This window comes from Streptomyces sp. T12 (assembly GCF_028736035.1).
In the GTDB taxonomy this organism is placed as follows: Bacteria; Actinomycetota; Actinomycetes; order Streptomycetales; family Streptomycetaceae; genus Streptomyces.
The window spans coordinates 8987807-9014635 of record NZ_CP117866.1; the positions used below are offsets into that span (position 1 = coordinate 8987807).

31 protein-coding genes are annotated in these 26829 nt (G+C 71.5%); 24 read left to right on the forward strand and 7 right to left on the reverse strand.

The window, feature by feature from the left end; translation table 11 throughout:
* Positions 1–9 precede the first annotated feature (9 nt).
* On the reverse strand, positions 10–810 hold the full coding sequence (locus PBV52_RS40310; RefSeq protein WP_274245674.1) for an SDR family oxidoreductase: 801 nt from the start codon (positions 808–810) through the stop codon (positions 10–12).
* 193 nt (positions 811–1003) lie between these two features.
* On the opposite strand from PBV52_RS40310, the gene PBV52_RS40315 reads away from it, so the two are divergent.
* The 9 genes from PBV52_RS40315 to PBV52_RS40355 all read left to right on the forward strand — a co-directional run bounded on the left by PBV52_RS40315 (position 1004) and on the right by PBV52_RS40355 (position 10595).
* Entirely contained in the window at positions 1004–1693 is a 690-nt protein-coding gene (locus tag PBV52_RS40315) for an aminoglycoside phosphotransferase family protein (RefSeq protein ID WP_274245676.1), read from the forward strand.
* 7 nt (positions 1694–1700) lie between these two features.
* A complete protein-coding gene (locus PBV52_RS40320) occupies positions 1701–2588 on the forward strand; it encodes an MOSC domain-containing protein (protein ID WP_274245677.1) in 888 nt (295 codons plus the stop codon).
* Between the two features lie 100 nt (positions 2589–2688).
* Complete coding sequence (locus tag PBV52_RS40325) at positions 2689–3522, forward strand: M55 family metallopeptidase (protein WP_274245679.1); 834 nt, start codon at positions 2689–2691, stop codon at positions 3520–3522.
* The gene (locus tag PBV52_RS40330; RefSeq protein WP_274245681.1) at positions 3515–4819 is read left to right on the forward strand and encodes a M20/M25/M40 family metallo-hydrolase; all 1305 of its coding nucleotides are present in this window, start codon (positions 3515–3517) and stop codon (positions 4817–4819) included. The genes PBV52_RS40325 and PBV52_RS40330 overlap by 8 nt, the downstream gene beginning before the upstream one ends.
* A gap of 5 nt (positions 4820–4824) precedes the next feature.
* Complete coding sequence (locus tag PBV52_RS40335) at positions 4825–6843, forward strand: prolyl oligopeptidase family serine peptidase (protein WP_274245683.1); 2019 nt, start codon at positions 4825–4827, stop codon at positions 6841–6843.
* Complete coding sequence (locus PBV52_RS40340; RefSeq protein ID WP_274245685.1) at positions 6840–7775, forward strand: LD-carboxypeptidase; 936 nt, start codon at positions 6840–6842, stop codon at positions 7773–7775. The genes PBV52_RS40335 and PBV52_RS40340 overlap by 4 nt, the downstream gene beginning before the upstream one ends.
* Positions 7776–7917: 142 nt before the next feature.
* Complete coding sequence (locus tag PBV52_RS40345; RefSeq protein ID WP_274245686.1) at positions 7918–9696, forward strand: CocE/NonD family hydrolase; 1779 nt, start codon at positions 7918–7920, stop codon at positions 9694–9696.
* Positions 9697–9772: 76 nt separating this feature from the next.
* Positions 9773–10027 (forward strand): DUF1049 domain-containing protein, encoded by a 255-nt coding sequence (locus tag PBV52_RS40350; RefSeq protein WP_274245687.1) that lies wholly within the window; start codon positions 9773–9775, stop codon positions 10025–10027.
* A 19-nt stretch (positions 10028–10046) separates the two neighbouring features.
* Positions 10047–10595: a GNAT family N-acetyltransferase gene (locus PBV52_RS40355; protein WP_274245688.1), complete on the forward strand. Its 549-nt coding sequence runs from the start codon at positions 10047–10049 to the stop codon at positions 10593–10595.
* Here the strand turns inward: PBV52_RS40355 and PBV52_RS40360 are convergent.
* Together PBV52_RS40360 and PBV52_RS40365 are read right to left on the reverse strand one after the other, a co-directional pair.
* Positions 10573–10920: a DUF6204 family protein gene (locus PBV52_RS40360; protein ID WP_274245689.1), complete on the reverse strand. Its 348-nt coding sequence runs from the start codon at positions 10918–10920 to the stop codon at positions 10573–10575. The genes PBV52_RS40355 and PBV52_RS40360 overlap by 23 nt on opposite strands.
* Positions 10921–11124: 204 nt before the next feature.
* Complete coding sequence (locus PBV52_RS40365) at positions 11125–11472, reverse strand: VOC family protein (RefSeq protein ID WP_274245690.1); 348 nt, start codon at positions 11470–11472, stop codon at positions 11125–11127.
* Between the two features lie 148 nt (positions 11473–11620).
* Here PBV52_RS40365 and PBV52_RS40370 point away from each other — a divergent pair, with 148 nt between their 5' ends.
* Together PBV52_RS40370 and PBV52_RS40375 are read left to right on the forward strand one after the other, a co-directional pair.
* Positions 11621–12142: a phage holin family protein gene (locus PBV52_RS40370; RefSeq protein ID WP_274245691.1), complete on the forward strand. Its 522-nt coding sequence runs from the start codon at positions 11621–11623 to the stop codon at positions 12140–12142.
* 6 nt (positions 12143–12148) lie between these two features.
* Positions 12149–13186 (forward strand): SDR family oxidoreductase, encoded by a 1038-nt coding sequence (locus PBV52_RS40375; protein ID WP_274245692.1) that lies wholly within the window; start codon positions 12149–12151, stop codon positions 13184–13186.
* Between the two features lie 11 nt (positions 13187–13197).
* Here the strand turns inward: PBV52_RS40375 and PBV52_RS40380 are convergent, their stop codons facing one another.
* Positions 13198–14289 (reverse strand): enolase C-terminal domain-like protein, encoded by a 1092-nt coding sequence (locus PBV52_RS40380; protein WP_274245693.1) that lies wholly within the window; start codon positions 14287–14289, stop codon positions 13198–13200.
* A gap of 20 nt (positions 14290–14309) precedes the next feature.
* Positions 14310–15299, reverse strand: coding sequence for a TIGR03557 family F420-dependent LLM class oxidoreductase (locus PBV52_RS40385; protein ID WP_274245694.1), 990 nt, complete (start codon positions 15297–15299; stop codon positions 14310–14312).
* A gap of 196 nt (positions 15300–15495) precedes the next feature.
* On the opposite strand from PBV52_RS40385, the gene PBV52_RS40390 reads away from it, so the two are divergent.
* The 13 genes from PBV52_RS40390 to PBV52_RS40450 are packed head-to-tail and all read left to right on the forward strand — an operon-like array spanning position 15496 to position 25658.
* Positions 15496–17496 (forward strand): FAD-dependent oxidoreductase, encoded by a 2001-nt coding sequence (locus PBV52_RS40390; protein ID WP_274245696.1) that lies wholly within the window; start codon positions 15496–15498, stop codon positions 17494–17496.
* Positions 17493–19340: a transketolase gene (locus tag PBV52_RS40395; RefSeq protein ID WP_274245698.1), complete on the forward strand. Its 1848-nt coding sequence runs from the start codon at positions 17493–17495 to the stop codon at positions 19338–19340. Before PBV52_RS40390 ends, PBV52_RS40395 begins: the two co-directional genes overlap by 4 nt.
* A complete protein-coding gene (ligD, locus tag PBV52_RS40400; RefSeq protein ID WP_274245700.1) occupies positions 19337–20266 on the forward strand; it encodes a non-homologous end-joining DNA ligase in 930 nt (309 codons plus the stop codon). The genes PBV52_RS40395 and ligD overlap by 4 nt, the downstream gene beginning before the upstream one ends.
* A gap of 59 nt (positions 20267–20325) precedes the next feature.
* The gene (locus PBV52_RS40405) at positions 20326–20658 is read left to right on the forward strand and encodes a gas vesicle protein (protein ID WP_274245702.1); all 333 of its coding nucleotides are present in this window, start codon (positions 20326–20328) and stop codon (positions 20656–20658) included.
* Positions 20659–20711: 53 nt separating this feature from the next.
* Positions 20712–21137: a gas vesicle structural protein GvpA gene (locus tag PBV52_RS40410; RefSeq protein ID WP_274245703.1), complete on the forward strand. Its 426-nt coding sequence runs from the start codon at positions 20712–20714 to the stop codon at positions 21135–21137.
* Entirely contained in the window at positions 21134–21904 is a 771-nt protein-coding gene (locus PBV52_RS40415) for a GvpL/GvpF family gas vesicle protein (protein ID WP_274245705.1), read from the forward strand. Before PBV52_RS40410 ends, PBV52_RS40415 begins: the two co-directional genes overlap by 4 nt.
* Before the next feature lie 4 nt (positions 21905–21908).
* Complete coding sequence (locus PBV52_RS40420) at positions 21909–22172, forward strand: gas vesicle protein GvpG (protein ID WP_274245706.1); 264 nt, start codon at positions 21909–21911, stop codon at positions 22170–22172.
* Entirely contained in the window at positions 22169–22900 is a 732-nt protein-coding gene (locus tag PBV52_RS40425; RefSeq protein WP_274245708.1) for a DNA primase, read from the forward strand. The genes PBV52_RS40420 and PBV52_RS40425 overlap by 4 nt, the downstream gene beginning before the upstream one ends.
* Entirely contained in the window at positions 22900–24000 is a 1101-nt protein-coding gene (locus PBV52_RS40430; protein ID WP_274245710.1) for an SRPBCC family protein, read from the forward strand. The genes PBV52_RS40425 and PBV52_RS40430 overlap by 1 nt, the downstream gene beginning before the upstream one ends.
* Positions 23997–24323 carry a gas vesicle protein gene (locus PBV52_RS40435; RefSeq protein ID WP_274245712.1) on the forward strand — a complete coding sequence of 109 codons (327 nt, stop codon included), beginning with the start codon at positions 23997–23999 and terminating at the stop codon, positions 24321–24323. The genes PBV52_RS40430 and PBV52_RS40435 overlap by 4 nt, the downstream gene beginning before the upstream one ends.
* The gene (locus PBV52_RS40440; RefSeq protein ID WP_274245715.1) at positions 24320–25192 is read left to right on the forward strand and encodes a GvpL/GvpF family gas vesicle protein; all 873 of its coding nucleotides are present in this window, start codon (positions 24320–24322) and stop codon (positions 25190–25192) included. Before PBV52_RS40435 ends, PBV52_RS40440 begins: the two co-directional genes overlap by 4 nt.
* The gene (locus PBV52_RS40445) at positions 25189–25377 is read left to right on the forward strand and encodes a gas vesicle protein (RefSeq protein WP_274245717.1); all 189 of its coding nucleotides are present in this window, start codon (positions 25189–25191) and stop codon (positions 25375–25377) included. Before PBV52_RS40440 ends, PBV52_RS40445 begins: the two co-directional genes overlap by 4 nt.
* On the forward strand, positions 25374–25658 hold the full coding sequence (locus tag PBV52_RS40450) for a gas vesicle protein K (RefSeq protein WP_274245718.1): 285 nt from the start codon (positions 25374–25376) through the stop codon (positions 25656–25658). The genes PBV52_RS40445 and PBV52_RS40450 overlap by 4 nt, the downstream gene beginning before the upstream one ends.
* Positions 25659–25682: 24 nt before the next feature.
* Here the strand turns inward: PBV52_RS40450 and PBV52_RS40455 are convergent, their stop codons facing one another.
* Positions 25683–25853: a hypothetical protein gene (locus PBV52_RS40455; RefSeq protein WP_062702272.1), complete on the reverse strand. Its 171-nt coding sequence runs from the start codon at positions 25851–25853 to the stop codon at positions 25683–25685.
* 41 nt (positions 25854–25894) lie between these two features.
* Entirely contained in the window at positions 25895–26716 is an 822-nt protein-coding gene (locus tag PBV52_RS40460; RefSeq protein WP_274245723.1) for a class I SAM-dependent methyltransferase, read from the reverse strand.
* Positions 26717–26829 lie beyond the last annotated feature (113 nt).

Genomic DNA, 26829 nt, shown 5'->3' on the forward strand with positions numbered 1-26829 from the left:
GCTGCAGGGCTAGGCGAATCCGCCGTTGCTCATCAGGAGTTGGCCGTTGATCCACTGGCCCTGTGGCGAGCAGAGGAAGTCGACGAGGTGGGCGGTGTCCTGCGGGGTTCCGAGGCGGCCCGGCGGCGTCTGGCGGAGCACGAACGCGCGCCCTTCGTCGGTCATCCAGCCGGTGTCCACCGGCCCCGGGTTGATCACGTTGGCGGTGACGCCGAGGTCGGCGAATTCATGTGCGGCGGCCAGGGTGATCCGGTCCAGGGCGCCCTTGCTGGCGCCGTAGGGGAGGTTGCCCACGGTGTGGTCGCTGGTGAGGCTGATGATCCGGCCGCTGCCCGGGGCGGCGGCGAACCGCCGGCCGTACTCGCGGATCAGCAGCCAGGTGGCGCGCGCATTGACCGTGAAGTGCCGGTCGAAGCTTTCGACGGTGGTGTCGAGCAGGCCGGAGGCGACCGACTCGCAGTGGCACATCACCAGGGCGGTGACGCTGCCCATGCTGCGTTCGACCTCGTCGAAGACGCGGGCCGGAGCGTCCGGGTCGGCAAGGTCCGCCTCGATGGCCGTGGTGGCGGCGCCGTGTTCCGTGAGGGCGTCGGTGATCGCACCGGTCGCGCCGGGTTCGGGGCCCCAGGTCATGCGCTCGTCGTAGGGAGCCCAGTAGGTGAAGGCGATGTCCCAACCGGAGGCGGACAGCCGGCGGGCGATGCCCGCGCCGATGCCGACGGTGCGCCCCACGCCGGTGATCAGGGCGAGCGGGCGGGCCGACGGTCGGTCCTGACCGGTGGCGGAGTGTCCTTGGCTGTTGTTCGTCATCACGGTCCGAGATCGTCCATGACCGACAGCTGCTGGGCAACTACCTTTTCTGCTACTGGAGTTGGCTGCGCGGCCCGGCGGCCCTGGGTATGGTGCCCCGGTGGAAGATCGCGAACTGTTGGCCGGCGGAGTGAACCAGGTCGTCCGAGAAGGGGATCGAGTCAGACGTCCCGCGGGTCCGTGGAGCGCCACCGTGCAGCGGTTCCTGGCTCATCTGGCCGAGGTGGGGTTCACCGGTGCGCCGCGACCCTGCGGGCTGAGCGAGGACGGCGAAGAGGAGGTCGTCGAGTTCCTGCCCGGCGAGGTGGGGCACGATTTCGGCGCACCGCAGGTGCGCAGTGACGCGTCGTTGGTCGCCGCGGCGCGCCTGCTGCGCGCTCTGCACGATGCCTCGGTGAGCTTCGTGCGACAGCCGGGTGACGGGTGGCTGTTCCCGGCGCGCGAACCGGCGGAAGTGATCTTGCATGGCGACGCGGCCACGTACAACACGGTGTTCCGGGATCAACTTCCGGTCGCCTTCTTCGACTTCGACACCGCTCACCCCGGCCCCCGCCTGTGGGACGCGGTCTACACCGCGTACCGCTTCGTGCCCCTGTACGCGCCGGACGAGGTCGAGCTCACGCTGCCGGTCCCCGAAGCCCGCCGTCGGCTGACGCTCTTCGCCGACGCGTACGGCTTGTCGGACGAGGAGCGGGCCGCGTTCCCGGCCGTCGCGGCGGCGCGCCTGCGAGCGCTGGTGGAGTGGATGTACGCCGAGGCGGCAGCAGGTAATCCGGCCTTCGCGAGGCACGTCGCCGACGGCCACGACCGCCGGTATCTGACCGACGCCCACTGGATCGAGAGCACCTTCGGACCGGGCACCGACGGGAGTACGCAGCCATAATCGATCTATGGGGACTGTGACGGCGTTGCACCGGTATCCGGTGAAGTCGATGCTGGGGGAGGCCGTGACCGCCGTGTCGGTCACGGAACGCGGAATGTCCGGCGACCGGATGTACGCCGTGCTCGACGAGACGCGCGCCGTGGGCAGCGCCAAGCATCCGCGCAAGTGGGGGGCGTTGCTGCGCTGCCGGAGCCGCCTGGACGATTCCGGCGTGGTCCGGGTCGTGCTGCCGGACGGCACTGCCCTTCCGGTGGAGGATCCTGATCTGGACGTACGGCTGTCCGAGCTGCTGGGCCGCCAGGTGTTCGTGTCGGCCGACGTGCCGGAGCAGGGCAGGCTCGAGCGCGCTGTGCCGGAGTACGAAGGCGGTGTCCCGGAGGCTGTGCGGGAGGCGGCCTCCGTCGATGCCACAGGGCAGAGCATCACGACGGGCAGCGTCGCCCCCGGCACCTTCTTCGACTTCGGGCAGGTCCATCTCGTCACCACGGCGGCCCTGGCCCGCATGCGAACCGTGTATCCCGCCGGGGACTACGACGCGCGCCGCTTCCGGCCCAACCTGGTCGTGGACACCAACGAGGGACCGGGCTTCCCGGAAGACGCCTGGCCGGGATCGTGCCTGCGTGTGGGCGAGGCGCTTTTCCGGGTCGTGGTGCCCACACCTCGCTGCGTGGTCCCCACCCTCGGCCATGACGAACTGCCGCCGGATCCCGGCATCATGCGCGCGGTTGCCCGGGAGCACCGCATACCGGTGTTCGATCTGGGGCGGCTCTCCTGCCTCGGCGTGTACCTGGAGGTGCTGGAGGCAGGGACGGTGCGGGTGGGCGACGTGGTCACGTTGACCCGCCCCCGACCGCCCCGTGGCGACCTCGTAGGCAGTTCCCCGGCCGACGCGTAACGTGAAGGAGCATGAAGATCCCCGTCACCGCCGCGTGCCGGCGCACACTGCTGTCACCAGCCGGACGACAAGCCTGTGAGCAGCGAGGGGACGGGCCCGCGTGAAAATTCTCATCAGCGCCGACATGGAGGGCGCCACCGGCGTGACCTGGCCGGCCGACGTGCTGCCCGGGACGCCGCAGTGGGAGCGGTGCCGGGGGATGTTCACCTCGGACGTCAATGCCGCGGTGCTGGGATTCTTCGAGGGCGGCGCCGACGAGGTCGTCATCAACGAGGCCCACTGGACCATGCGCAATCTGCTGCTCGAACGGCTCGACGAGCGGGCCGAGATGCTCACCGGCCGGCACAAGGCGCTGTCCATGGTCGAGGGCGTGCAGCACGGCGACGTGGACGGCATCGCCTTCGTCGGCTACCACGCGGGCGCCGGCATGGAGGGCGTCCTCGCGCACACCTACCTCGCCAACTCCATCACCGGGGTGTGGCTGAACGACGTACGAGCGAGCGAGGGGCTGCTGAACGCGCACGTCGTCGCCGAGTACGGCGTGCCCGTCGTGCTCGTCACCGGCGACGACGTGGCCTGCGAGGACGCGCTCGGGTACGCGCCCGAGGCGCTGAAGGTCGCCGTCAAGGACCATGTCTCGCGGTACGCGGCCGTGTGCCGTACGCCGGCCAGGACCGCCGCCGACATCCGGGCCGCCGCCAAGGAGGCGGCCGCGCTGGCGGGCCGTCAGGAGCCGGTGAGCGACGGACCGTTCACCGTCGCCGTCGAGTTCGACGCCGAGCATCTCGCGATGGCCGCCACCGTCGTCCCCGGTGTCGAACGGATCGGCGAGCGAAAGGTGGCGTACACCAGCGAGCGCATGTACGAGGGAATCCGTACCTTCAAGGCAGTGACCACGATCGCCTCGGCCGCGGTGGAGGAGCAGTATGGCTGACCAGCAGGCACTGGAGGAGGTCGTGACGTTCACCTCCGACCTCATCCGCATCGACACGACCAACCGTGGCGGCGGCGACTGCCAGGAGCGCCCCGCCGCCGAGTACGCCGCCGCGCGGCTCGCCGAGGCGGGCCTGGAGCCCACCCTGGTGGAGCGCACCGAGGGCCGTACGAACGTCGTCGCCCGCATCGAGGGCACCGACCCGTCGGCCGACGCGCTGCTCGTGCACGGTCATCTCGACGTGGTGCCCGCGCAGGCCGCCGAGTGGAGCGTGCACCCCTTCTCCGGGGAGATCCGCGACGGGGTGGTGTGGGGGCGGGGCGCGGTCGACATGAAGAACATGGACGCGATGATCCTGGCCGTCGTCCGGGCCTGGGCCCGGGAGGGCGTACGGCCCCGGCGGGACGTCGTGATCGCGTTCACCGCCGACGAGGAGGCGAGCGCCGAAGACGGCTCCGGATTCCTCGCCGACCGGCATGCGGGGCTCTTCGAGGGCTGCACCGAGGGCATCGGCGAGGCCGGCGCGTTCACCGTCCATGACGGAGGCGGGCGGCAGATCTACCCCATCGCGGCGGGGGAGCGCGGCACCGGCTGGGTCAAGCTCACCGCACGCGGGAGGGCCGCGCACGGCTCCCGGCCCAACCGGGAGAACGCGGTGACCCGCCTCGCTGCCGCCGTGACCCGCATCGGCGCCCACGAGTGGCCGCTGCGGCTGACCCCGACGGTCCGCGCCGCCCTCACCGAACTCGCCGCGCTGTACGGCCTGGAGGCCGACCTGGACGACGTGGACGGCCTGCTGGAGAAGCTGGGCCCGGTGGCCAGGCTCGTCGAGGCGACCGTCCGCAACAGCGCCAACCCGACGATGCTGGAAGCCGGTTACAAGGTCAACGTGATCCCGGGGGAGGCCGTGGCCTACGTCGACGGCCGGTATCTTCCCGGCGTCGAGGACGAGTTCCGTGCCACCCTCGACGAGCTCACCGGCCCCGACGTGGAGTGGGAGTTCCACCACCGCGAGGTGGCCCTCCAGTCGCCGGTGGACTCGCCGACATACGCCCGTATGCGTGCCGCCGTAGCGGAGTTCGCGCCCGAGGGGCACGTGGTGCCGTACTGCATGCCCGGCGGCACGGACGCCAAGCAGTTCTCGCGGCTCGGCATCACCGGCTACGGCTTCTCCCCGTTGAAGCTGCCGGACGGCTACGACTACGGGGCCATGTTCCACGGCGTCGACGAGCGCGTGCCGGTCGAGGCGCTGCACTTCGGCGTCCGGGTACTCGACCGCTTTCTGCGGACGGCGTAGGGGAGTTGAGGGAGACAGTGCGGACGCTGGCTTACGGTTCCTGGCCCTCGCCGATCGACGCGGCCCTCGCCGCCACGCACGACGGGCACCCCGAGTATGTGGGCTTCGTCGGCGACGAGCCGTGGTGGACCGAGCCGCGGCCCACGGAGGGCGGGCGGCGCACTCTCGTGCGGCGGCGGAATGAGGAGGTGGGGCGCGAAGCGCCTCCTTGGAAGGGTGGTGGCGGGAGACGGGCGGGCGGCCGGGAGGAGTCGGTGCTGCCCGCGCCGTGGAACGTGCGCAGCCGGGTCGTCGAGTACGGCGGACGGCCGTGGGCCGGCGCGGTGGTCGACGGCCGGCCGCTCGTCGTCTTCGTCCACTTCGCCGACCAGCGGCTCTACCGGTACGAGGAGGGTGGCGAGCCGGTCCCGTTGACTCCCGTGTCTGCGGTGGGCGGTGGACTGCGCTGGGTGGAGCCGCAGTTGCGGCTCGGGCGCGGTGAAGTGTGGTGCGTGCTGGAGGAGTTCACCGGCGAGGGGCCCACCGATGTGCGGCGCGTCCTGGCCGCCGTCCCGCTGGACGGCTCGGCGGCCGAGAACCGCGACGCCGTACGCGAACTCACCGACGACCGGCGCCGGTTCGTCACCGGAGCGCGGATCTCGCCCGACGGCCGGCGCGCGGCATGGCTCGCCTGGGACCATCCGCGGATGCCGTGGGACGGTACGGAGCTGCTGGTCGCGGATGTCGGCACCGACGGCACGCTCGGCGTCCCGCGGACCGCCGCCGGGGGACCGCAGGAATCGATCGCGCAGGTCGACTGGTCGGCCGACGGACGGCTGCTGTACGCGAGCGACCGCAGCGGCTGGTGGAACCTCTACCGCGACGGTGAACCGCTGTGCCCGCGCGAGGAGGAGTTCGGCGGGCCGCTGTGGAAGCCGGGCCTGCGCTGGTTCGCCCCGCTGGCGGGCGGGCTCGTCGCGGTGGTGCACGGTCGCGGCTCGACCGCCCTCGGGGTGCTGGATCCGGAGACCGGTGAGATCGTCGATGCGGCGGGCCCCTGGACGGAGTTCGAGCCCACGCTCGCGGTGCACGGCGAGCAGGTGGTCGCCGTCGGCGCCAGCCCTCGCAGCGCGCACGAGGTGATCGAACTCGACATCTGTACGGGCCGGGCCCGGGTCATCGGCGCCGAGCACGACGACGCCGTCGACCCCGCCTACTACCCCGAGCCGCAGATCCGCACCTTCACCGGCCCCGCCGGACACGAGATCCACGCGCACATCTACCCGCCCCACAACCCCGGTTGCGTGGCCCCCGCCGACAAGCCGCCGCCGTTCGTCGTCTGGGCGCACGGCGGCCCCACCGGCCGGGCGCCCCTCGTCCTCGACCTGGCCATCGCCTACTTCACCTCGCGCGGCATCGGGATCGCCGAGGTCAACTACGGCGGCTCCACCGGGTACGGCCGGGCGTACCGCAACCGGCTGCGCGAGCAGTGGGGCGTGGTCGACGTCGAGGACTGCGCCGCGGTCGCGCTCGCCCTCGCCGACGAGGGCAGCGCCGACCGCGACCGGCTCGCCATCCGCGGTGGCAGCGCGGGCGGCTGGACCGCGGCCGCGTCGCTCACCACCACCGACGTCTACGCGTGCGGCACGATCCTCTACCCCATCCTCGACCTGGCCGGCTGGGGCGACGGAGAGACCCACGACTTGGAGTCGCAGTACCTGGAAACCCTGGTCGGACCGCTCGCCGAAGTCCCGGGACGCTACGCGGAACGCTCACCCGCCGCGCACGCCGACCGTCTCACCGCGCCGTTCCTGCTGCTGCAGGGCCTGGACGACGTCATCTGCCCGCCCACCCAGTGCGAGCGGTTCCTGGCCCGCATGGAGGGACGCCGGGTGCCGCACGCCTACATCGCCTTCGAAGGGGAGGGGCACGGCTTCCGGCGGGCGGAGACGATGATCCGCGTCCTGGAGTCCGAACTCTCCCTGTACGCCCAGGTCTTCGGACTGAACCCGCCCGGGATCCCGACCCTGGAGCTCACCAAGTGAATCAGTCCGTACGGCCACTGGTACGGCCGTCCCGGCTCGCCCCCGGCGCCCGCGTGGCCGTCGTCGCCCCCAGTGGGCCGGTGCCCGAGGAGCGGCTGCAGGCCGGGCTCGACGTGCTGCGGGGCTGGGATCTCGACCCGGTGGTGGCCTCCCACGTGCTCGACCGGCATGACGCGTTCGGCTATCTGGCGGGCACGGACGCCGACCGGGCCGCCGATCTGCAGACCGCCTGGTGCGATCCGTCCGTGGACGCGGTGCTGTGCGCCCGGGGCGGTTACGGAGTGCAGCGGATGATCGACCTGCTCGACTGGGAGGCGATGCGGGCGGCCGGACCGAAGGTCTTCGTCGGGTTCAGCGACATCACCGTGCTGCACGAGGCGTTCGCCACCCGGCTGGGTCTGGCCACGCTCTACGGGCCGATGGCGGCGGGCATCGACTTCATCAAGAACGCGCGGGCACAGGAGCACCTGAAGGCCACGCTGTTCGAGCCGGAGTCGGTGCGCACGATCACCTCCACCGGGTCCGCGCTGGTCCCCGGCCGGGCGCGGGGCGTCACGCTCGGCGGCTGCCTCTGCCTGCTCGCCGCCGAGGCGGGCACCTCGCACGCCAGGACCTCCGCGCGCGGCGGACTGCTGTGCCTGGAGGACGTGGGCGAGGAGACGTACCGCCTCGACCGCTATCTCACCCAACTCCTTCGCGCCGGCCTGTTCGACGGAGTGCGGGGCGTGCTGCTCGGGTCGTGGCAGGAGTGCGAGCCGTACGAGCGGGTGCGTGCGCTGCTTCGGGACCGACTGGGTGGCCTCGGTGTGCCCGTTGTGGAGGAGTTCGGGTTCGGGCACTGTGAAGGTGCGCTGACGATCCCCTTCGGGGTCGGCGCCGAACTGGACGCCGACGCGGGGACGTTGATCCTCGACGAGCCCGCTCTGCGCTGAGCACTGTTCACTGAATCTCCGTCAAGAAACCTCCGTCACGCTGATTGACCCCGTCTGACACGTGTCACACCATGACAACCAGCCAGTACTTACTGGTCGGTAAGCAGGGCTGTCCCCAGCGTGCCTCAATGTGGAGGTCTCCGTGTCCCGTCGTGTGCCCAGATTCCGAGCCCCACTCGCCCTCGTCCTCGGCGCCACGCTCACCGCACCCCTCGCGCTCACCGCTCCGGCCGCCGCTGCGACCGGCCAGTTCACCGTCACCGCCCTGAAGTTCACCGTCCAGGCAGGCGGCCGTACGTGCACGGTCGACGCCGACCTGTACCGGCCCGCGGGCGTGGACCGCGCCCACCCCGCGCCCGCCGTCCTCGCCACCAACGGCTTCGGCGGCAGCAAGTCCGACGGCTCGACCGACGCCATCGGCAAGGCCTTCGCTCAGCGCGGGTACGTCTCCCTCGTCTACTCGGGGCTCGGCTTCGGCAAGTCCGGCTGCCTGATCTCGCTCGACGACCCCACCATCGACGGCGTCGCCGCCTCGCGGCTGGTCGACTTCCTGGGCGGCAGGCGCGCCGCCGACGACGGCACGAAGGCCGACTTCGTCACCCTCGACGCCCCCGGCGACCCGCGCGTCGGCATGGTGGGCGGCTCCTACGGCGGGGCCATCCAGCTGGCCACGGCCGCGGTCGACCAGCGACTCGACGCCCTGGTCCCGATGATCACCTGGAACGACCTGGCGTACTCCCTCGACCCGAACAACACCATAGGCAGCGGCAGCGTGCCCGGCGCCTTCAAATGGCAGTGGGCCAACGGCTTCTACCTCATCGGCGAGGGCCAGCCCCTGCTGGAGCCGAGCCTCGACCCCTCCCGCATCAACTCCCTCGCCTGTCTGCACTTCGTCACCAAGGCCTGCGACACCGTCCGCACCCTCAACTCCGGCCGCTACCCGGCGAAGCAGACCGCCGAGCTGCTCGCCTACGCACGCAGCGTCTCGCCGGTGTCGTACCTGAGCCGCGTCAAGGCACCCACCCTCCTCGTCCAGGGCCAGGCCGACAGCCTCTTCAACCTCAACGAGGCGACGGCGACGTACAAGACGCTCAAGGGCCAGGGAACGCCGACGAAGATGATCTGGCAGTCCTGGGGCCACAGCGGCGGCATCACCGACCCGGCAGCCGGTGAACTCAACCTAGGCCAGGGAAACTTGGAGACCAGTTACGTCGGCCGTCGCATCCTCGCCTGGTTCGACCGCTACCTGGGGAAGAAGAGCGTCGACACGGGACCGGCCTTCGCCTACTACCGGGACTGGATCACTGACCCCAACGGCACCTACGCCACCGCCGACCGCGTCCCCGCCCCGAGCCGGACCCTCTACCTCTCCGGCGACGGCAAACTCGTCGACAACCGCAGCAAGGTGGTGCGCGGCAGTCGTACGTACACCAACTGGCTTGTCTCCACGAGCCATTCGGAGAGCTCGCTGTACGGGATCCTCGGGCTGCCGGACCCGGCACCGCACGACACCCCGGGCACCTACCTCGGCTGGACCAGCGAGCCGCTCGGGCGCACCACCGACGTCGTGGGCGCGCCCCGGGCCACGCTGAAGGTCCTCTCCCCGAAGGCCGAGCGGACCCAGCACTCCCCGGACGCCGCCGACAAGCTCGTCCTGTTCGCCAAGCTGTACGACGTCGCCCCCGACGGCAGTCGGACGCTGGTGCACCGGCTGGTCGCGCCGGTGCGGGTGCCCGACGTCACGAAGGGCTTCACCGTGACCCTGCCGGGGATCGTGCACCGGTACGAGAAGGGGCACCGGCTGCGGTTCGTGATCTCCGCGAGTGACGACGCGTACTTCGGGAACCGGGGGATCAAGCCGGTGACCGTGGTCAGCGCGCCCGGGGACACGGGGGTGCTCCAGCTGCCGGTGGTCGGCTGAGCGAGGTGGGAGAGCCGGGAGAGCCGGGAGAGCCGCTCACCGTGCGTGATCGCCTCTTCGGGAGCATCCTTGTCGTATGACCGCGAAGACGTCGGAGAGCGGCGGGAGGGCCGGCGGGCAGCGCAGAGGCCTGGGCGGGGCGCTGACCCCCGCCAGGGTCGCCGTTCTGGTGCTCGTCGCCCTCGCGCTGATCTTCATCTTCGAGAACACCCGCGAGACCGAGATCCGGCTGCTGGTCCCCTTGGTGACGATGCCGCTGTGGCTGGCGCTGCTCGGCATGGGCGTCATCGGTGCGCTGTTCGGGGCGTACTTCATGACGCGGCGCCGCTAGCGGGTCGTAGGCTGGCGGAATGCCTCACCCTCCGTCCCGCTATCTCGCCGAGGGCCCCCGTGTGGGCATACGCCACTTCACCTACGAGGACGGTGGCGAGTTCACCGCGCGTGCCCGGGAGAGCAAGGAACTGCACCAGCCGTGGCTCTTCCCGCCGGACAGCGCCGCGGCGTACGCCGCCTACGCGGGGCGGCTGATCGAGGATCCGACCAAGGCGGGGTTCCTGGTCTGCGAGAAGGGCGACGGCGGGGGCATCGCCGGGTTCATCAACATCAACAACATCGTCGCGGGCGCCTTCCAGAGCGGCGCCCTCGGTTACGGCGCCTTCACCCACGCGGCCGGGCGGGGCCTGATGCGGGAGGGCCTGGACCTGGTGGTGGGCCATGCCTTCGGGCCGATGCGGCTGCACCGGCTGGAGATCAACGTCCAGCCCGCCAACACCGCCTCGATCGCCCTCGCCCGCGCCTGTGGCTTCCGCCTGGAGGGCTTCTCGCCGAGCATGCTCTTCATCGACGGGGCGTGGCGCGACCATCAGCGGTGGGCCGTCACCGCCGAGATGCGGGCTTGAAGTTGATCTTCATCGTGTCGAGGTCGGTGACCGTCGACTTCAGGGCGCCGAAGCCATAGCCCAGCTCCCGGAGCGTGGTCTCGGCGCGGTCCTCCGCGATCGCGCCGGCCATCTCCTCGCCGTCCGCCGCGTCCGAGACCACCACGTACCGCATCGAGAAATGCTTGAGCGGTGACGGTTCATAGGAGAGCGAGCCCTCCTCGGAGAACCGCATGCTGCTCAGACCGTGCTCGGCGGCCTCGGCGAGCAGCCGCGCCCGGGCCTCGTCGGTGAGCCCGTCCCAGGTGCCCCGGACGATCACCCGGTACGTGTGCTGCTCGCTCATGTTCCCGCTCCCGCTCGCGCTCCTGTGAATGGGCGTCGAGGGCCGACTCTACGTCCGAGGGGATGGACCGCATGCGGAATTTCGTCGTGCTCGACGCCCCCTCCAACCTGGCAACCGGTCGGATTCTGGTCGCACTTGGACGCCGACGTCCTCGACCCGGACAACCTCACGCCCGACGAACCCGTCGCGCTGCTGCGGCGTGGATCAGCTCTGACGGTCCACGTACTCGTAGATCGCCCCGTCCGGATGCATGGCGATCAGATTGCGGCCCCCCGGCGTCGTGACCGGACCCGCGACGATGTGGGCGCCCAGGTCGCTGAGCACCTGGTGGGCTTCCTCGACGTCCTTGACGGCGATCGTCGCCGCGACCTTGCGCAGCACTTCCAGCTCGGCCTCCGGACCGCTCATCAGCAGGAAGCAGCCCACCGCGGCCACCTGCACGCCGCCGCGTTCGAAGCGGAGGGCTGTGCCGCCCGCGAGGCGCTCGTAGAAGGGGACTGCCCTCTCCAGGTCGTCGACGCACACGCGCAGCGTGGTTCCCAGGATGTCCATACGGACGAGCCTAGTTGGGGGCCCTCGGGCAGGGAGATCGTTTCACGCGATCCCCTCACGCGATCCTTCACTCCTGCGACGGCTCACGCGCCGGTACGGGGTGTGACGGAGCGCGTTATGCGTACGCGTGTACGGGTACTCGGCGGCCATGAACCGCTTGGATCATCTTGAGCACCTGGACAAGCAACTGGTCGACGAGCTGGCGCAGGTGGCGCGCGAGACCGTGCGTGACGAGCTGCGTGAGCAGACGCGCAGGCAGCGCCGCCGGGCCATGCTGTACGCCGGCTCCGGCGCCGTCGCCCTGTACGCGGGCGCGTCCCTCGCGCTCGCCCTGGGGCTCGGCCTGGCCACCGGGCTGCCGGACTGGGCCGCCGCGCTGATCACCGCGGTCATCCTCGGCGTGGTGGCGTACGTGCTGCGGGGCGTGGCACGCCCGTCGGCGTCCCGGCCGACGCCGGAGCACGAGGCCGAGTTGGCCGCCGCCCATGGACGCACCGTCGGCGGCACGGCACCGGCCGCCCCGCCGGGCGGGCTCGGCCTGCCCTACCCGCCGATGCCGGCCGGCCCGCCCGGGACGGGAGTACCCGGTGCGGTGCCGCCGGACATGCCCGACGCGCGGACGCCGCATCCGGACGACATCGACCCCGAGCAGCCGCACCACCGGGCGTGATGCGCAGTGCGCGGGCCGTGGGAGACCGCCCTGCCGGGGCCTGGCAGGACCGTCGTGGTGACCGGGGCCAGCGGCGGCGTCGGCCGGGCCGCGGCCCTCGCCTTCGCCGCGCGGGGCGACCGGGTCGCCCTGCTGGCCCGGGGGCGCGAGGGCCTCGCCGGGGCGGCGGACGAGGTGCAGCGGGCCGGCGGTGAGGCCCTCGTCGTGAGCGTGGACATGGCCGACGCAAAGGCCGTCGACGACGCGGCGCAGAAGGTCGTCGACGCCTTCGTGCGCATCGACGTCTGGGTCAACAACGCCTTCGCCGGGATCTACGCGCCGTTCACCGAGGTCACCCCGGACGAGTTCCGGCGGGTGACCGAAGTGACCTACCTGGGCTGTGTGTTCGGCACCCGGGCCGCCCTGCACCACATGCTGCCGCGCGACCGGGGCACGATCGTGCAGGTCGGGTCCGCGCTCGCCTACCGGGGGATTCCGCTGCAGTCGGCGTACTGCGGAGCCAAGCACGCCATCCAGGGCTTCAACGAGTCACTGCGCTGCGAACTGCTCCGCGAGGGGAGCCGGGTGCGCACGACGATGGTGCAGCTGCCGGCCCTCAACACCCCCCAGTTCGACTGGGTGTTGAACCGCCTCCCGGGGCGGGCCCGGCCGGTGGCGCCGGTGTACCAGCCCGAGGTCGCCGCGCGGGCGATCGTGCACGCGGCCGGGCACGGGCGGCGGCGGGAGTACTGGGTGGGGGGCTCCACGGTGGCGACGCTGATGGCCAACGCGGTCGTGCCCGGCCTGCTGGACCGGTATCTGGCGAGGACCGGCTTCGAGGCGCAGCAGGACGAGGGCGAGCAGCCGGGGCCGGGGAACCTGTGGACGCCGGCGGACGGGGCGCGGGGGCGGGACTTCGGGGCGCATGGGCGTTTCGACGAGGAGTCCCATCGGCGCAGCTCACAGGAGTGGCTCTCCCGTAACCGCGGCAGGGTGGGGCAGGCGCTCACGATCGGCGCCGGTGTTCTGGCGGCACGACGGCTGACCCGCCTGGTTCGCCATTAGGCGACCCGGTGTCAGGCGACCCGGTACTCCTGTACCTCCTCCGCCCTCAGCGTCAGCCCGTGGCCGATGCCCTGCGTCGGGGTCACCGTGCCGCCCGTCGGGTCCAGGGCGCCGTCGAAGAACATGTCCTCCATGCGGACGTGGTCGTGGAACCACTCGATGTGGCGGAGGTTGGGGATCGCGGCGGCCGCGGCGGCGTGGGCGTGCGGGGCGCAGTGCGCCGAGACCTGCAGGCCATGGGCCTGGGCCAGGGCGGCGGCGCGCAGGAACTCGGTGAGGCCGCCGCAGCGGGTCGCGTCGATCTGGAGGCAGTCGACCGCGCCCGCGGCGATCATGCGGGCGAAGTACGGGAGGTCGTAGCCGTATTCTCCGGCCGTGATGTCGCACGCCAAGGCGTCGCGGATCAGGCGCAGGCCGGTCAGATCGTCCGAGGACACCGGCTCCTCGAACCAGCCGACGCCGTGCTCGGCGAGGGCACGGCCGACGCGGACCGCCTGCTTGCGGGTGTAGGCGCCGTTGGCGTCGACGTACAACTCGGCCTCGGGGCCGACCACTTGGCGGGCCGCCTCGACCCGGGAGAGGTCGCGCAGGACCGCGCGGCCCCAGTCCTCGCCGATCTTGATCTTCACGCGTGGGATGTGCTGGCCGTGCACCCAGCCGTTCAACTGGGCGGCCAGATGGGTGTCGTGGTACGTCGTGAAGCCTCCGCTGCCGTAGACCGGGACGTGTTCCCGGCAGATGCCCAGCAGCCGGGCCAGGGGCAGTTCGAGCAGGCGGGCCTTGAGGTCCCACAGGGCGATGTCCAGCGCCGAGATCGCGCAGGCGGCGACGCCCGGGCGGCCCGCGTTGCGGACCGCGCGGGACATCGCCTCGTGCGCGGCCGGGATGTCCAGGGCGCTTCGCCCCTCGACGAGGGGTGCGAGGTGGTCGCGCAGGAGGTCGCCGACCGCCGCCGGGCCGTACGTCCAGCCGGTGCCGGTCGCGTCGCCCGCCGTCACCTCGGCGATCACCACGGTCGTGGAGTTCCAGGCCAGCGTCCCGTCCGCCTCGGGGGCGTCGGTGGGCACCGTGTAGACGGAGACGACGGGGAGGTGGAGTTTCATCGCGTGGGTCCTGCCCCTTGTCACGGCTGCAGCTGCGGCAGCACCTTCGTACGGTAGAAGTCGAAGAAGCCGCGCTGGTCGGGGCCGATCTGGCTGACGTAGACCCGGTCGAAGCCCGCGTCGGCGAAGGCGTTCAGCTCGGTCACGTGCTCGTCGACGTCGTCCCCGCACACCGTGTTCTCGCTCACCATCTGCTCGGTCACCAGCGGTTCCAGCTGCTCGAAGTGGCGCGGCGAGGGCAGGATCTGGGCCATCTCGCCGGGCAGCAGCTGGTTGGACCACAGCCGCCGTACGGTGCGTACGGCCTCGTCGCGGTCGGTGCCGTAGCAGTCCTTCGTGCCGCCCATGACCGGCTTGGCGTGCCCGCCGCCCGATGGGGGTGCCCCCACGCCTTTAAGGCAGTGGGGGAGGAACTGGGTCACCAGCTCCTGGTCCGGCATCATCGTGATGAAGCCGTCGCCGACCCGGGCCGCGAGCGCCGTCGCCGCCGGGCCGAAGCCGGAGATGTCGATCTGGACCGGCTCGTCGGGGACCGTGTAGAGGCGGGCGTTCTCCACCCGGTGGTGGGCGCCGTAATGGCTGACCTCCTCGCCGGTGAACAGCCGGCGCATGATCAGGATCGCCTCCTCCAGCATCTCCAGGCGTACGCTCGCGGGCGGCCAGATATGCCCGAGGATGTGCTCGTTGAGGGCCTCACCACTGCCGACGCCGAGCCGGAAACGGCCGTTCGTCATGACCGCGGAGGTCGCCGCCGCCTGCGCCACCACCGCCGGGTGGGTCCGCACGGTCGGGCAGGTCACGGCCGTCTCGACGGGCAGCGACACCGCCTCCGAGAGCGCGCCGATCACCGACCACACGAACGGGCTCTCGCCCTGTGCGTCGTTCCACGGGTGGTAGTGGTCCGAGATCCACAGCGACTGGAATCCGGCCTGCTCCGCCATCCTCGCCTGCTCGACGAGTTCGGCGGGACGGAACTCCTCGCACGCCAGGAAGTGGCCGTACTCGGGCATGGAGACACCTCCGGGACTGCCGCGTCGAGTCAGCGGCGGGACGGGTTGCCGTCCGGGTACCCGGCGGCCCGACGGGAAACCGGGCCGGCCGGGTCGGCGTGCCGGAAACCGGTGCTGCCCCGGGGCGACGTTTGGGGGCCTTGACCAGGGGGACGCGGAAGGCTCCCGAGGTACGCGACAGCCCCGGAGGCCAACCGTGAGTCGACCCCGCATCGTGATCGTCGGCGCCGGATTCGCCGGGTACCGGGCGGCCCGCACCCTGTCCCGGCTCGCCCGGAACAAGGCCGACATCACCCTGCTGAACCCGACCGACTACTTCCTGTATCTGCCCCTGCTGCCCCAGGTCGCCGCCGGCATCCTGGAACCGCGCCGGGTGACCGTCTCCCTCTCCGGCACCCTGCCCCATGTGCGGCTGGTGCTGGGCGAGGCCGACGCCATCGACCTCGACGGGCGCACGGTGCACTACACCGGCCCCGAGGGCGACGGCGGGACGCTGACCTTCGACCGGCTGATCCTCGCCGCGGGCAGCGTCAACAAGCTGCTGCCCATCCCCGGCGTCGCCGAGCACGCGCACGGCTTCCGCGGCCTGCCCGAGGCGCTGTATCTGCGCGACCATGTGACCCGGCAGGTGGAGCTCGCGGCCGCCGCCGACGACCCCGAGAGCTGCTCGGCGCGGTGCACCTTCGTGGTGGTGGGCGCCGGATACACCGGTACGGAGGTCGCCGCGCAGGGCAAGCTGTTCACCGACTCCCAGGTGCGCAAACACCCCCTGCGGGCAGGCATACGGCCGCGCTGGATGCTGCTCGACATCGCCGAACGCGTCCTGCCCGAGCTGGACGAGCGGCTGTCGCGCACCGCCGACCGGGTGCTGCGGCAGCGGGGCGTGGAGGTGCGGATGGGTACCTCCGTGAAGGAGGCCACGCACAGCGGAGTGCTGCTGACCGACGGCGAGTTCGTCGACACGCGCACGCTGGTGTGGTGCGTCGGCGTACGGCCCGATCCGCTCGCCGAGTCCCTGGGATTGCCCCTGGAGCGGGGCCGCCTTCTCGTCGACCCGCTCCTCCAGGTGCCGGGCCGGCCCGAGGTGTTCGCCGCCGGGGACGGGGCCGCCGTGCCCGACCTGGAGAAACCCGGCGCGTACACGCCGATGACCGCCCAGCACGCTTGGCGGCAGGGCAAGGCCGTGGCCCACAACGTCGCCGCGTCCCTCGGCATCGGGGAGCGGCGCGCCTACCGCCACCGCGACATGGGCTTCGTCGTGGACCTGGGCGGCGTCAAGGCGGCCGCCAACCCGCTCGGCGTCCACCTGTCCGGCGTGGCGGCGGGCGCGGTCGCCCGCGGCTACCACCTCGCCGCGATGCCCGGCAACCGCGTCCGCGTCGCCGCCGACTGGCTCCTGGACGCCGTACTGCCGCGCCAGGCCGTGCAGTTGGGCCTGGTGCGAGCGTGGTCGGTACCGCTGGACACCGCGTCACCGGAGGTGCCTCGGGTGCCGGGGCGGGGGGAGACGGAGGGGGAGGGGGGAGTGGGGAGCCGGTCTGGTGCTGGGCCCGCCAAGGGTTCGGGGGCAGGGCCTGCGACCGCCGCGGGCGCCGTCGAGCATGCCGGTGCCGGCAGGGACCCCGGATCTTCGGGCGCGGGCAGCGACCCGGCCGCGCCCGCGAAGGGCTTCGAATCGCCGAGCTCCGCAGACCACCCTGATGCCATTGAGGCCCAGGACAGCAAGCGCTTCGGGGCTCCCCTTTCCGTCCGGCGCCCCGATGCCGTCAAGGGTGGCGGGGCATCAGGCCGGGGCCGCGCCGGCACCCCCGAGAAGTCCGGACCTCCCGACCCCGTCCAGGACCCCGACGCCGCCAAGCACGACGAACCCCCTGGCCCCGTGAAGCGCCCCGACCCCCGACCGCATGGCAAGCCGCGCCCCGGCACCCCCGCTGGTGGCGCCCCCTCGACCGCCGCCCCCGGGAACGGCGAACCGTCCTCTGGCGCGCCCGCTGGTGGCGACCCAGTCACCGCCGCCCCCGGGAACGGCGAACCGTCCTCTGGCGCCCCCGCAGGCAGCGCCCCCTCCACCGTCACCCCCGAGACCGGCGAACCACTCCCTGGCACCCCGTCCATCCACAAGCCCCACCCCGACGCCCCCACAGCCCCCGAACCGCCCGAACACCGTTTCCACAACCCTTCGGAAGGCGCCTCATGAACACCGCTGAACTCGTCGAGCTCGCCCAGCAGTTGCGGGTGGACAGTGTGCGGGCCTCAGCTGCGGCCGGTTCGGGGCATCCGACGTCGTCGATGTCTGCCGCCGATCTGACGGCCGTACTCCTCGCGAACCACCTTCGCTATGACTTCGACCGGCCCGCCCACCCCGCCAACGACCGCCTCGTCCTGTCCAAGGGGCACGCCTCGCCCCTCCTGTACTCGGCCTACAAGGCGGCGGGCGCCATAGAGGACGGCGAACTGCTCACCTTCCGCAAGATCGGCAGCCGTCTCGAAGGGCACCCCACGCCGCGCCGGCTGCCGTGGCTGGAGACGGCGACCGGCTCGCTCGGGCAAGGGCTGCCGATCGGGGTCGGGATCGCGCTGGCCGGGAAGCGGCTCGATCGGTCCGGGTACCGGGTGTGGGTGCTGTGCGGGGACAGTGAGCTCGCCGAGGGGTCCGTGTGGGAGGCCGCCGAGCACGCGGCGTACGAGCATCTGGACAACCTCACCGCGATCGTCGACGTGAACCGGCTGGGCCAGCGCGGCCCGACCCGGCATGGTCATGATCTCGACGCCTACGCCCGCCGCTTCCAGGCCTTCGGCTGGCACACCATCGAGGTGGACGGGCATGACGTGGACGCCATCGACCGGGCGCTCGGGGAGGCGCGGTCCACCAGCGGGCAGCCCACCGTCGTCCTCGCCCGCACGCTCAAGGGCAAGGGCGTCCAATCCGTCCAGGACCGTGAAGGACTGCACGGAAAGCCGCTGCCGGACCCCGAGGAGGCGATCGCCGAGCTCGGCGGCCCCCGCGACATCCAGGTCCGTGTCCATGAGCCGCCCGCCGCCCGCATGCTGCACGCCGTCCCGGCCGGGCACGTCGAACTGCCCCGCTGGGAGAAGGGGGAGGAGGTCGCCACGCGGAACGCCTACGGCGAGGCGCTCGCCGCCCTCGGCACCGGCCGCGGTGACGTCGTCGCCCTGGACGGTGAGGTCAGCGACTCCACCCGCGCCGAGTTCTTCGCCAAGGAACACCCGGACCGCTTCTTCGAGTGCTACATCGCCGAGCAGCAGTTGGTCGCCGCCGCGGTGGGGCTCTCGACGCGCGGCTGGGTGCCGTACGCCTCCACCTTCGCGGCCTTCCTGACCCGCGCCTACGACTTCGTGCGCATGGCGTCGGTCAGTGGCGCCGACATCAACCTCGTCGGCTCGCACGCCGGCGTCGCGATCGGGCAGGACGGGCCGAGCCAGATGGGCCTGGAGGACCTGGCGATGATGCGGGCCGTGCACGGCTCGACCGTGCTGTACCCGTGCGACGCCAACCAGACCGCCCAGCTCGTCGCCGCCATGGCCGGACTGGAAGGCGTCCGCTATCTGCGCACCTCGCGCGGCGCCGCCCCGGTCATCTACGGCCCCGACGAGGAGTTCCCCGTCGGCGGCAGCAAGGTGCTGCGGTCCAGCCCGTACGACCGGCTGACCGTCGTCGCCGCCGGCGTCACCGTGCACGAGGCCCTCGCCGCCGCCGACGCCTTGGACCGCGACGGCATCCAGGTCAGGGTCGTCGACCTCTACTCCGTCAAGCCCGTCGACCGGGCCACCCTGCGCCGGGCCGCCGAGGACACCGGCTGCCTGCTCACCGTGGAGGACCACCACGAGGAGGGCGGCATCGGCGACGCCGTCCTCGACGCCTTCCTCGACGGGCGCCCCGTGCCGCGCCTGGTGCGCCTCGCCGTCCGCATGATGCCGGGCTCGGCGTCCCCGGACGAGCAGCTGCACGCAGCCGGCATCGACGCCGCGTCCATCGCCGCCGCGGGCAAGCTGCTGGTCGAGGAGGCCGTCGTCCGATGACCGGCGACGACGCCACGAGGAAGGTGCGGGCCGGTCGCCGTACGGTCGAGGTCAAACGCGTCGACAAGGTGCTGTTCCCCGGTGGCGGCGGCGCCAAGGAGTACACCAAGGGCGACCTCGTCGACTACTACCGGTCCGTCGCCGCGTTCATGCTGCCGCACCTGCGCGGCCGCCCGCTGATGCTGGAGCGGCTTCCCGACGGCGTCGACGGGCCGAAGTTCATGCAGAAGAACACCCCGGAGAACTATCCGGAGTGGATCACCCGCGCCGAGGTGTCCAAAGAGGACGGCACCGTCTGTCACACGGTCTGCGACGACACCGCCACCCTCGTCTTCCTCACCGACCAGGCCTGCCTCACCCTGCACCGCTGGCTCTCCCGCACCGACCGCGTCGACCGGCCCGACCGGATGGTCTTCGACCTCGACCCGGCCGAGGACTCCTTCGCGCAGGTCAGGGAGGCGGCCGGGCTGCTCGGTGAGCTGCTCGACGAGTTGGGGCTGCCCTCGGCGCCGATGACCACCGGCTCGCGCGGGCTGCACATCGTCGTACCGCTCAACGGGCACCACGACTTCGACGAGGTCCGGGAATTCGCCAAGGACGTCGCCGGGGTCCTGGAGTCGGCCCGCCCGGACCGGCTCACCACCGCCGCCCGCAAGAAGGACCGCGGCGACCGCCTCTACCTCGACGTGCAGCGCAACGCCTACGCCCAGACCGCCGTCGTCCCCTACACCGTCCGCGCCCGGCCCGGCGCACCCGTCGCCACGCCCCTGACCTGGGCCGATCTGGACGACCCGGACCTGCACGCCCGCCGCTGGACCATCGCCGACGCCGCGGAGCACGCCCGCACCAACCCCTGGTCCGGGCTGCTGGACCGGGGCCGCGCCCTCGGACCGGCCCGGCGCAGGCTCGACGTACTGCGAGGCTGAAGTAGCCGTACCAGGGGTTTGGGCCGAGCCTCCCGGGCCACTCGGCGCAGGAGGCGCCCATGAATGATTCACAGAACACACCCAAATCATCCAGACGGCAGACGGGCGGGGCGGACAAGCAGCCGACCCCCATGGAGATCCTGAGTCAGGCACGCAGCCAGCTCGCCGAACTCACCGGCATGAACGCGGAGACGGTGTCGTCCTTCGAGCAGACGGAGGACGGCTGGACGCTCGAGATCGAGGTCCTGGAACTGGTCCGCGTCCCCGACACGATGAGTCTGCTGGCGAGCTACCAGGTCGATCTCGACCCCGAGGGACAGCTCACCGGGTATCGGCGCGTGCGTCGCTACGAACGTGGCCGTTCCGACGCACACAGGCCCGGCGGTCGGTAGGCCGCACCGCCCACCCCAAGCACCCCGTCATGAGACAAGGAGGAACGGTCGGCATGACCGTTGTCCCGGCACAGCAGACCGGCGGCGGAGGCGGCAGCAGCGGCCTCTACGACGTACTGGAGCTCGTCCTCGACAGGGGGCTCGTCATTGACGCATTCGTGCGCGTCTCCCTGGTCGGCATCGAAATCCTGAAGATCGACGTCCGTGTCGTCGTCGCCAGCGTCGACACCTATCTCCGCTTCGCGGAGGCGTGCAACCGGCTCGACCTGGAGGCCGGGCCGCGCAAGGCGCCAGGCCTGCCCGACCTGGTCGGTGAGATCACCGAGTCCGGCGCGCGTGGCAAGTCCAAGGGGGCGCTGTCCGGCGCTGCCGAGACCATCTCCGACGCCTTCAAGCAGGCGCGTGAGGAAGGCGAGGCGCAGCCCAAGCAGCGCACCCGCAAGTCCACCACGGCGCGCAGGAAGGAGGAGCAGGAGTGAGCACGTATGTGTACGGCATCACCGCGAGTTCGCATCCCGACCTTCCGGGGGACCTGGGCGGTGTCGGCGACCCGCCGCGCCCGGTGCGCGTCCTGAAGGAGGGTGCGCTCGCCGCCGTGGTCAGCGACGCCCCCGAAGGGCTGCGCCCCAAGCGCAAGGAACTGCTTGCCCACTCGACCGTGCTCGCCGAGGCGGGCGCGGGCGGCTGCGTACTGCCCATGCGGTTCGGCAGCGTCGCCCCCGACGACGACACGGTCACCGGGGTGCTCGCCGAACGCGTGGAGCACTACAAGGAACGCCTGGGGGCCCTCGACGGCAAGGTCGAGTACAACGTGAAGGCCACGCACGCCGAGGAGGCCGTGCTGCACCGCGTCCTGGCCGAGAATCCGGAGATCCGGGCCATGACGCAGGCCAACCGGCAGACCGGCGGCGGTTCCTACGAGGAGCGGCTGCGGCTCGGCGAGATGGTGGTCGCCGCGGTCAAGGCCCAGGAGGCCGAGGACGCGACCGACGTGCAGCACACGCTGGAGCCGGTAGCGGACGCGGTCAGTGTGGGTCCGGAATCCACCGGCTGGCTCGCCAACGTGTCGTTCCTGGTCGACCGCGGCTCGGCCGAGACGTTCATGACCGCCGTCGAGCAGCTCCGCAAGGGCCATCCGCACCTCGACCTGCGGGTCAACGGCCCGCTGCCGCCGTACAGCTTCGTCGAGCCCGGCCCCGCCGAGCCCGCGGACAGCATGGTCGGCGGCGAAACGGCGAAGGAGTGAGGCCGTGGGACTGATCGGAGAGGTCCTGCTGCTGCCGTTCGCCCCGGTGCGCGGCAGCGGCTGGGTGATCGGACAGGTGCTGCGCGAGGCGGAACGCATCTACTACGACCCCTCCACCGTGCGGGCCGAACTGGCGAGCCTGGAGGAGCAGTTGACCTCGGGCGAGATCGACGAGGAGGAGTTCGACCGGCGCGAGGACGAGCTCCTCGCCCGGCTGGAGATCGGCCTGCGCGCAGGTTATGGGAACGGCGACGGGACGGCACGATGAACAGAGTGGGACTGGGCCTCGCGGTAGGGGCCGGATACGTCCTCGGACGGACGAAGAAGATGAAACTGGCGTTCGCCGTCGGCACGCTCGTGGCCGGCAAGCGGATGCATCTGAGCCCGCGGGCCGTCACGGACATGGTGTCCCAACAGCTCCAGAACAACCCGCAGTTCAAGGAGATCGGGGAACAGCTGCGCGAGGACCTGCGCGGCGTCGGCGGGGCGGCCTCCAGTGCCCTGGTCGAGCGACGGCTCGACGCGCTCGCCGACCGGCTGCACGGACGCACCGCCGAGATGCGCGAGCAGCTGTCGGGCGCGGTGCCGACACCGGACCTCGGCGCGCAGGACGAGGAGTCCGACGAGGAGACCGAGGCCACCGAGGACGAGGAGCCGCGCGCCGAGGACGAGGACCGCGAGTCCGACGAGCCCGAGGGGCACGAGGAGTCCGAGGAATCCGAGGAGGCCGAGGAGGAGCCCGAGGACGAGGAGCCGTCAGGGAAGGCGGCTTCGAAGCGGGCCGCGCCGAAGAAGACCGCCAAGAAGGCGGCCAAGAAGGCCCCCGCGAAGAAGACGGCGGCGAAGAAGAAGACCACCGCCGGCAGGACAGCGCCCAAGAAGGCCGCGGCGAAGCGGAGCGGGACCGGCAAGTCGGCCGCGAGGAAGACGACCGGAACTCGCACAGCCGCCCGTAGCGGCCGGGCAGCGCGCCGGTCGAAGGGCGGTGACGGGTGATGACCGAGACGCTCGGCTCCGCGGGCTCCGCGGGCTCCGCGGCCCGCGGAGCAGCGAAGCAGCCACTCGCCGGCGTGGCCCACAGAGAGGCCGCCGACCGGCTCAAGGCCGAACTGCAGGAGTACCTCGCCGCGCAGGCCCAGCGGATGCTGGTCGGCGCCGGCCGCAAACTCGGCGAGGCCACGGTCAAGCTGAACGACATAGCCGAAGGCAACAGCCCCGGCCTGGGCAAGCTCGCCCTCGACGGCGGCCGCAAGCTCGCCGACGGCAAGGGCCCGCTGCGCACCGCGCTGGAGGTCGGCGCCGGACACGCCAAGGACAGCGTGGTCGGCGCGTTCAAGAATCTCGGCGGCGGCAAGGGCAAACGCAAGGGCGGGGCGGGCAACAAGCCCACCGTCATCATCGAGTACGTCGACGTCGGCGTGCCGCTGCGCACCGCCTACGACCAGTGGACCCAGTACCAGGACTTCAGCACCTTCGCGAAGGGCGTGAAGAGCGCGAAACGCGCCGACGACACGACCTCCGACTGGCAGCTCAAGGTCTTCTGGTCCAACCGCAGCTGGAAGGCGCACACCACCGAGCAGGTGCCGGACGACCGGATCGCCTGGACGTCGGAGGGCGCGAAGGGCACCACGAAGGGCGTCGTCTCCTTCCACCGGCTCGACGACAACCTCACGCGCGTCCTGCTGGTCGTCGAGTACTACCCCCAGGGCCTGTTCGAGAAGACCGGCAACCTCTGGCGCGCCCAGGGCCGCCGGGCCCGCCTCGACCTCAAGAACTACGTCCGCTTCGTCACCCTCAAGGGAGAGGCGGAGGACGGCTGGCGCGGCGAGATCCGTGACGGCGAGGTCGTCCGCAGCCATGAGGACGCGGTCGCGGAAGAGGACGAGGAGGAGGAGTACGACGAGAACGAGGAGAACGAGGAGAACGGCGAGAGCGACGAGACCGGCGAGTACGCGGAGGACGCGGAGCCCGAGGACGCGTACGAGGAAGACGAAGAGGACGAGGACGAAGAGGAACCCGAGGACGCGTACGAGGAGGAGGACGAGTACGAGGACGAGACCGAGCCCGAGTACGCCGGCGGCGGGAGCCGACGATGACGATGTCCAGCCGGCTCCCCGAGCCCTACGGCCAGGGCAGCGGCGCCAACCTCGCCGACATCCTGGAACGGGTTCTGGACAAGGGCATCGTCATCGCGGGCGACATCCGGATCAACCTGCTCGACATCGAACTCCTCACCATCAAGCTGCGCCTCATCGTCGCCTCGGTCGACAAGGCGAAGGAAATGGGCATCGACTGGTGGGAGGACGACCCGGCACTGTCCTCCGGCGCCCGCCGCAAGGAACTCGCCCGGGAGAACGCGGAGTTGCGCGAGCGTCTGGCCCGGCTGGAGCCCGCCGGGGAAGAGGAGGAGGCCCGATGACCGGCCTGCGCTACGTCTACGCCGTCTGCCGTCCCTTTCGCTCCGCCCTCCAGGCCCAGCTGTCGGGGGTCGCCGGGGCGCCGCCGAAGCAGCTGACGCACCACGGCCTGATCGCCGTGGTCAGTACGGTGCCCGAGGCGGACTTCGCCGAGGAGCCGCTGCGCGCCCACCTGGAGGACCTGGACTGGCTCACCGCGACGGCCCGTGCCCACCAGACGGTCATCGACGCGCTCACCGTCGTCACCACACCGCTGCCGCTGCGGCTGGCCACCGTGTTCCGGGACGACAGCGGCGTCCGGACCATGATGGAGGCCCGCGAGGAGGACTTCCGGCGCGTCCTCGACCGGCTGGAAGGGCGGGTGGAGTGGGGCGTCAAGGTCTACGCCGAAACGGAGCCGACCAAGGCACCGAAGCCCCCCGGGCCTTTGACGCCGGCGGAGCGCGCCGGGCCCACGGAGCGCGCCGGACTTACGGAAGCCGCGGGCACCGGTCGGCCGGAGCCCAAGGCCGTGTCGGGCCGCGACTATCTGCGTCGGCGGCGCATGCAGACGCGGGCCCGCGAGGACGTGTGGCACCGGGCCGCCGCATTCTCCGGCCGACTGCACGAAAGGCTTTCCTCGTTCGCCGAGGATTCCCGGCTGCACGCCCCGCAGAACTCCGCACTTTCCCGTGCCCCCGGGCAGAATGTGATCAACGCCGCCTATCTGGTGCCGCGCGCGGATTCCGAGGAATTCGTGGAACTGGTGGACCGGGCCAAGGACGACGCCCCCGGAATCCGGGTCGAACTCACCGGACCCTGGGCGGCCTATTCCTTCACGGGGGAGTTCGCGGGGGAGTTCACGGAGGAAGAGCCGGAGGTGGGGCCGTGACCGTCGTCGAACGCCGTGAGATCGCCCTCGTGGACCTGCTCGACCGGCTGCTCGCCGGAGGCGTCGTCGTCACGGGGGACGTCACCCTGCGCATCGCGGACGTCGACCTCGTCCGCATCGACCTGAACGCGCTGATCAGCTCTGTCAACGAGCAGGTCCCGTCACCCTGGGGGGAGTTGACATGACGTCACGCCGCAACCGGCTGGACCTCGAACCCGACACCGTGGAACGCGACCTGGTGAAACTCGTGCTGACGGTGGTGGAGTTGCTGCGCCAGCTCATGGAACGCCAGGCACTGCGCCGCTTCGACGAGGGCGACCTGAGCGAGGAGCAGGAGGAACGGATCGGGCTCACGCTGATGCTGCTCGACGACCGTATGACCGAGCTGCGCGAGCGCTACGGACTGCGGCCCGAGGACCTGAACCTGGACCTCGGGCCGCTGGGACCGCTGCTTCCCAGGGAATGAAATCGCCCTGGGAATGAATTCAACTCACCACCGATACCAGCGACCCCTGCCGCCTGCCGTGGTCGTGCCACGCATGACGAAACCCAGGAGCCACACCACGAGAACCGCGATCGCGATCCACCACAGGGCCTTCAGCGCGAATCCGGCACCGAACAGAATCAGGGCCAGTAGCAACACGAGCAGAATGGGAACCATTGTTTGACCTCCTGCTCGTCGAGTTACCAGAAATTCGCGATTCAGGCTTCCTTTCGGCACAGAATCTCCCCGTGGAGCACGCTGAACCAGCCGTCCTCCTGCCGTCCCCACTCCCGCCACGCCTCCGAAACGGCCCGCAGCTGCTCGGCGCTCGCGTGCCCGCCCTCCGTGGCCCGCTCGCCATACGCCGAGGCCAGCGTGCGATCCGCCCACAGGCCGCTCCACCAGGCCCGCTCGTCCGGCGTGGCGTAGGTCCAGGTGCTCGAAGTGGCCGTGACGTCCGTGAGCCCCGCCCGCAGCGCCCAGGACTTCAGCCGGCGCCCGGCGTCCGGTTCGCCGCCGTTGGCGCGGGCGACGCGGTGGTACAGGTCCAGCCAGTCGTCCATCCCCCGGGACGCGGGGTACCAGGTCATGGCCGCGTAGTCCGAGTCGCGGACCGCGATGAACCCGCCGGGCTTGGTGACCCGCTTCATCTCGCGCAGCGCCCCGACCGGATCGCCGACGTGCTGGAGCACCTGGTGGGCGTGGACCACGCAGAACGTGTCGTCCGGGAAGTCCAGGGCGTGCACGTCCGCGACGGCGAACCCGACGTTCGTCAGACCCCGTCCGGCGGCCGTGGCCCGGGCCTGCTCCAGGATCTCCGGCGCCCGGTCGACACCGGTGACGTGTCCGTCGGGGACCAGGGCCGCCAGGTCGGCGGTGATCGTGCCCGGTCCGCAGCCGACGTCCAGGATCCTCATGTGCGGCTTCAGCGAGCCGAGCAGATAGGCCGCCGAGTTGGCGGCGGTGCGCCAGGTGTGCGAACGCAGCACGGACTCGTGGTGCCCGTGCGTGTAGACGGCGGTTTCCTGGGCCTTCGACATGCGTGTTCCCCTCGTCGCGTCGTACCGGCTCACGGGGCGCGCGGCCCCGCCGGGCGGTACTCGACACCGTAGGCCAGCATGTCGAATGCTGAGACATCCGTTTTGCTATGTGG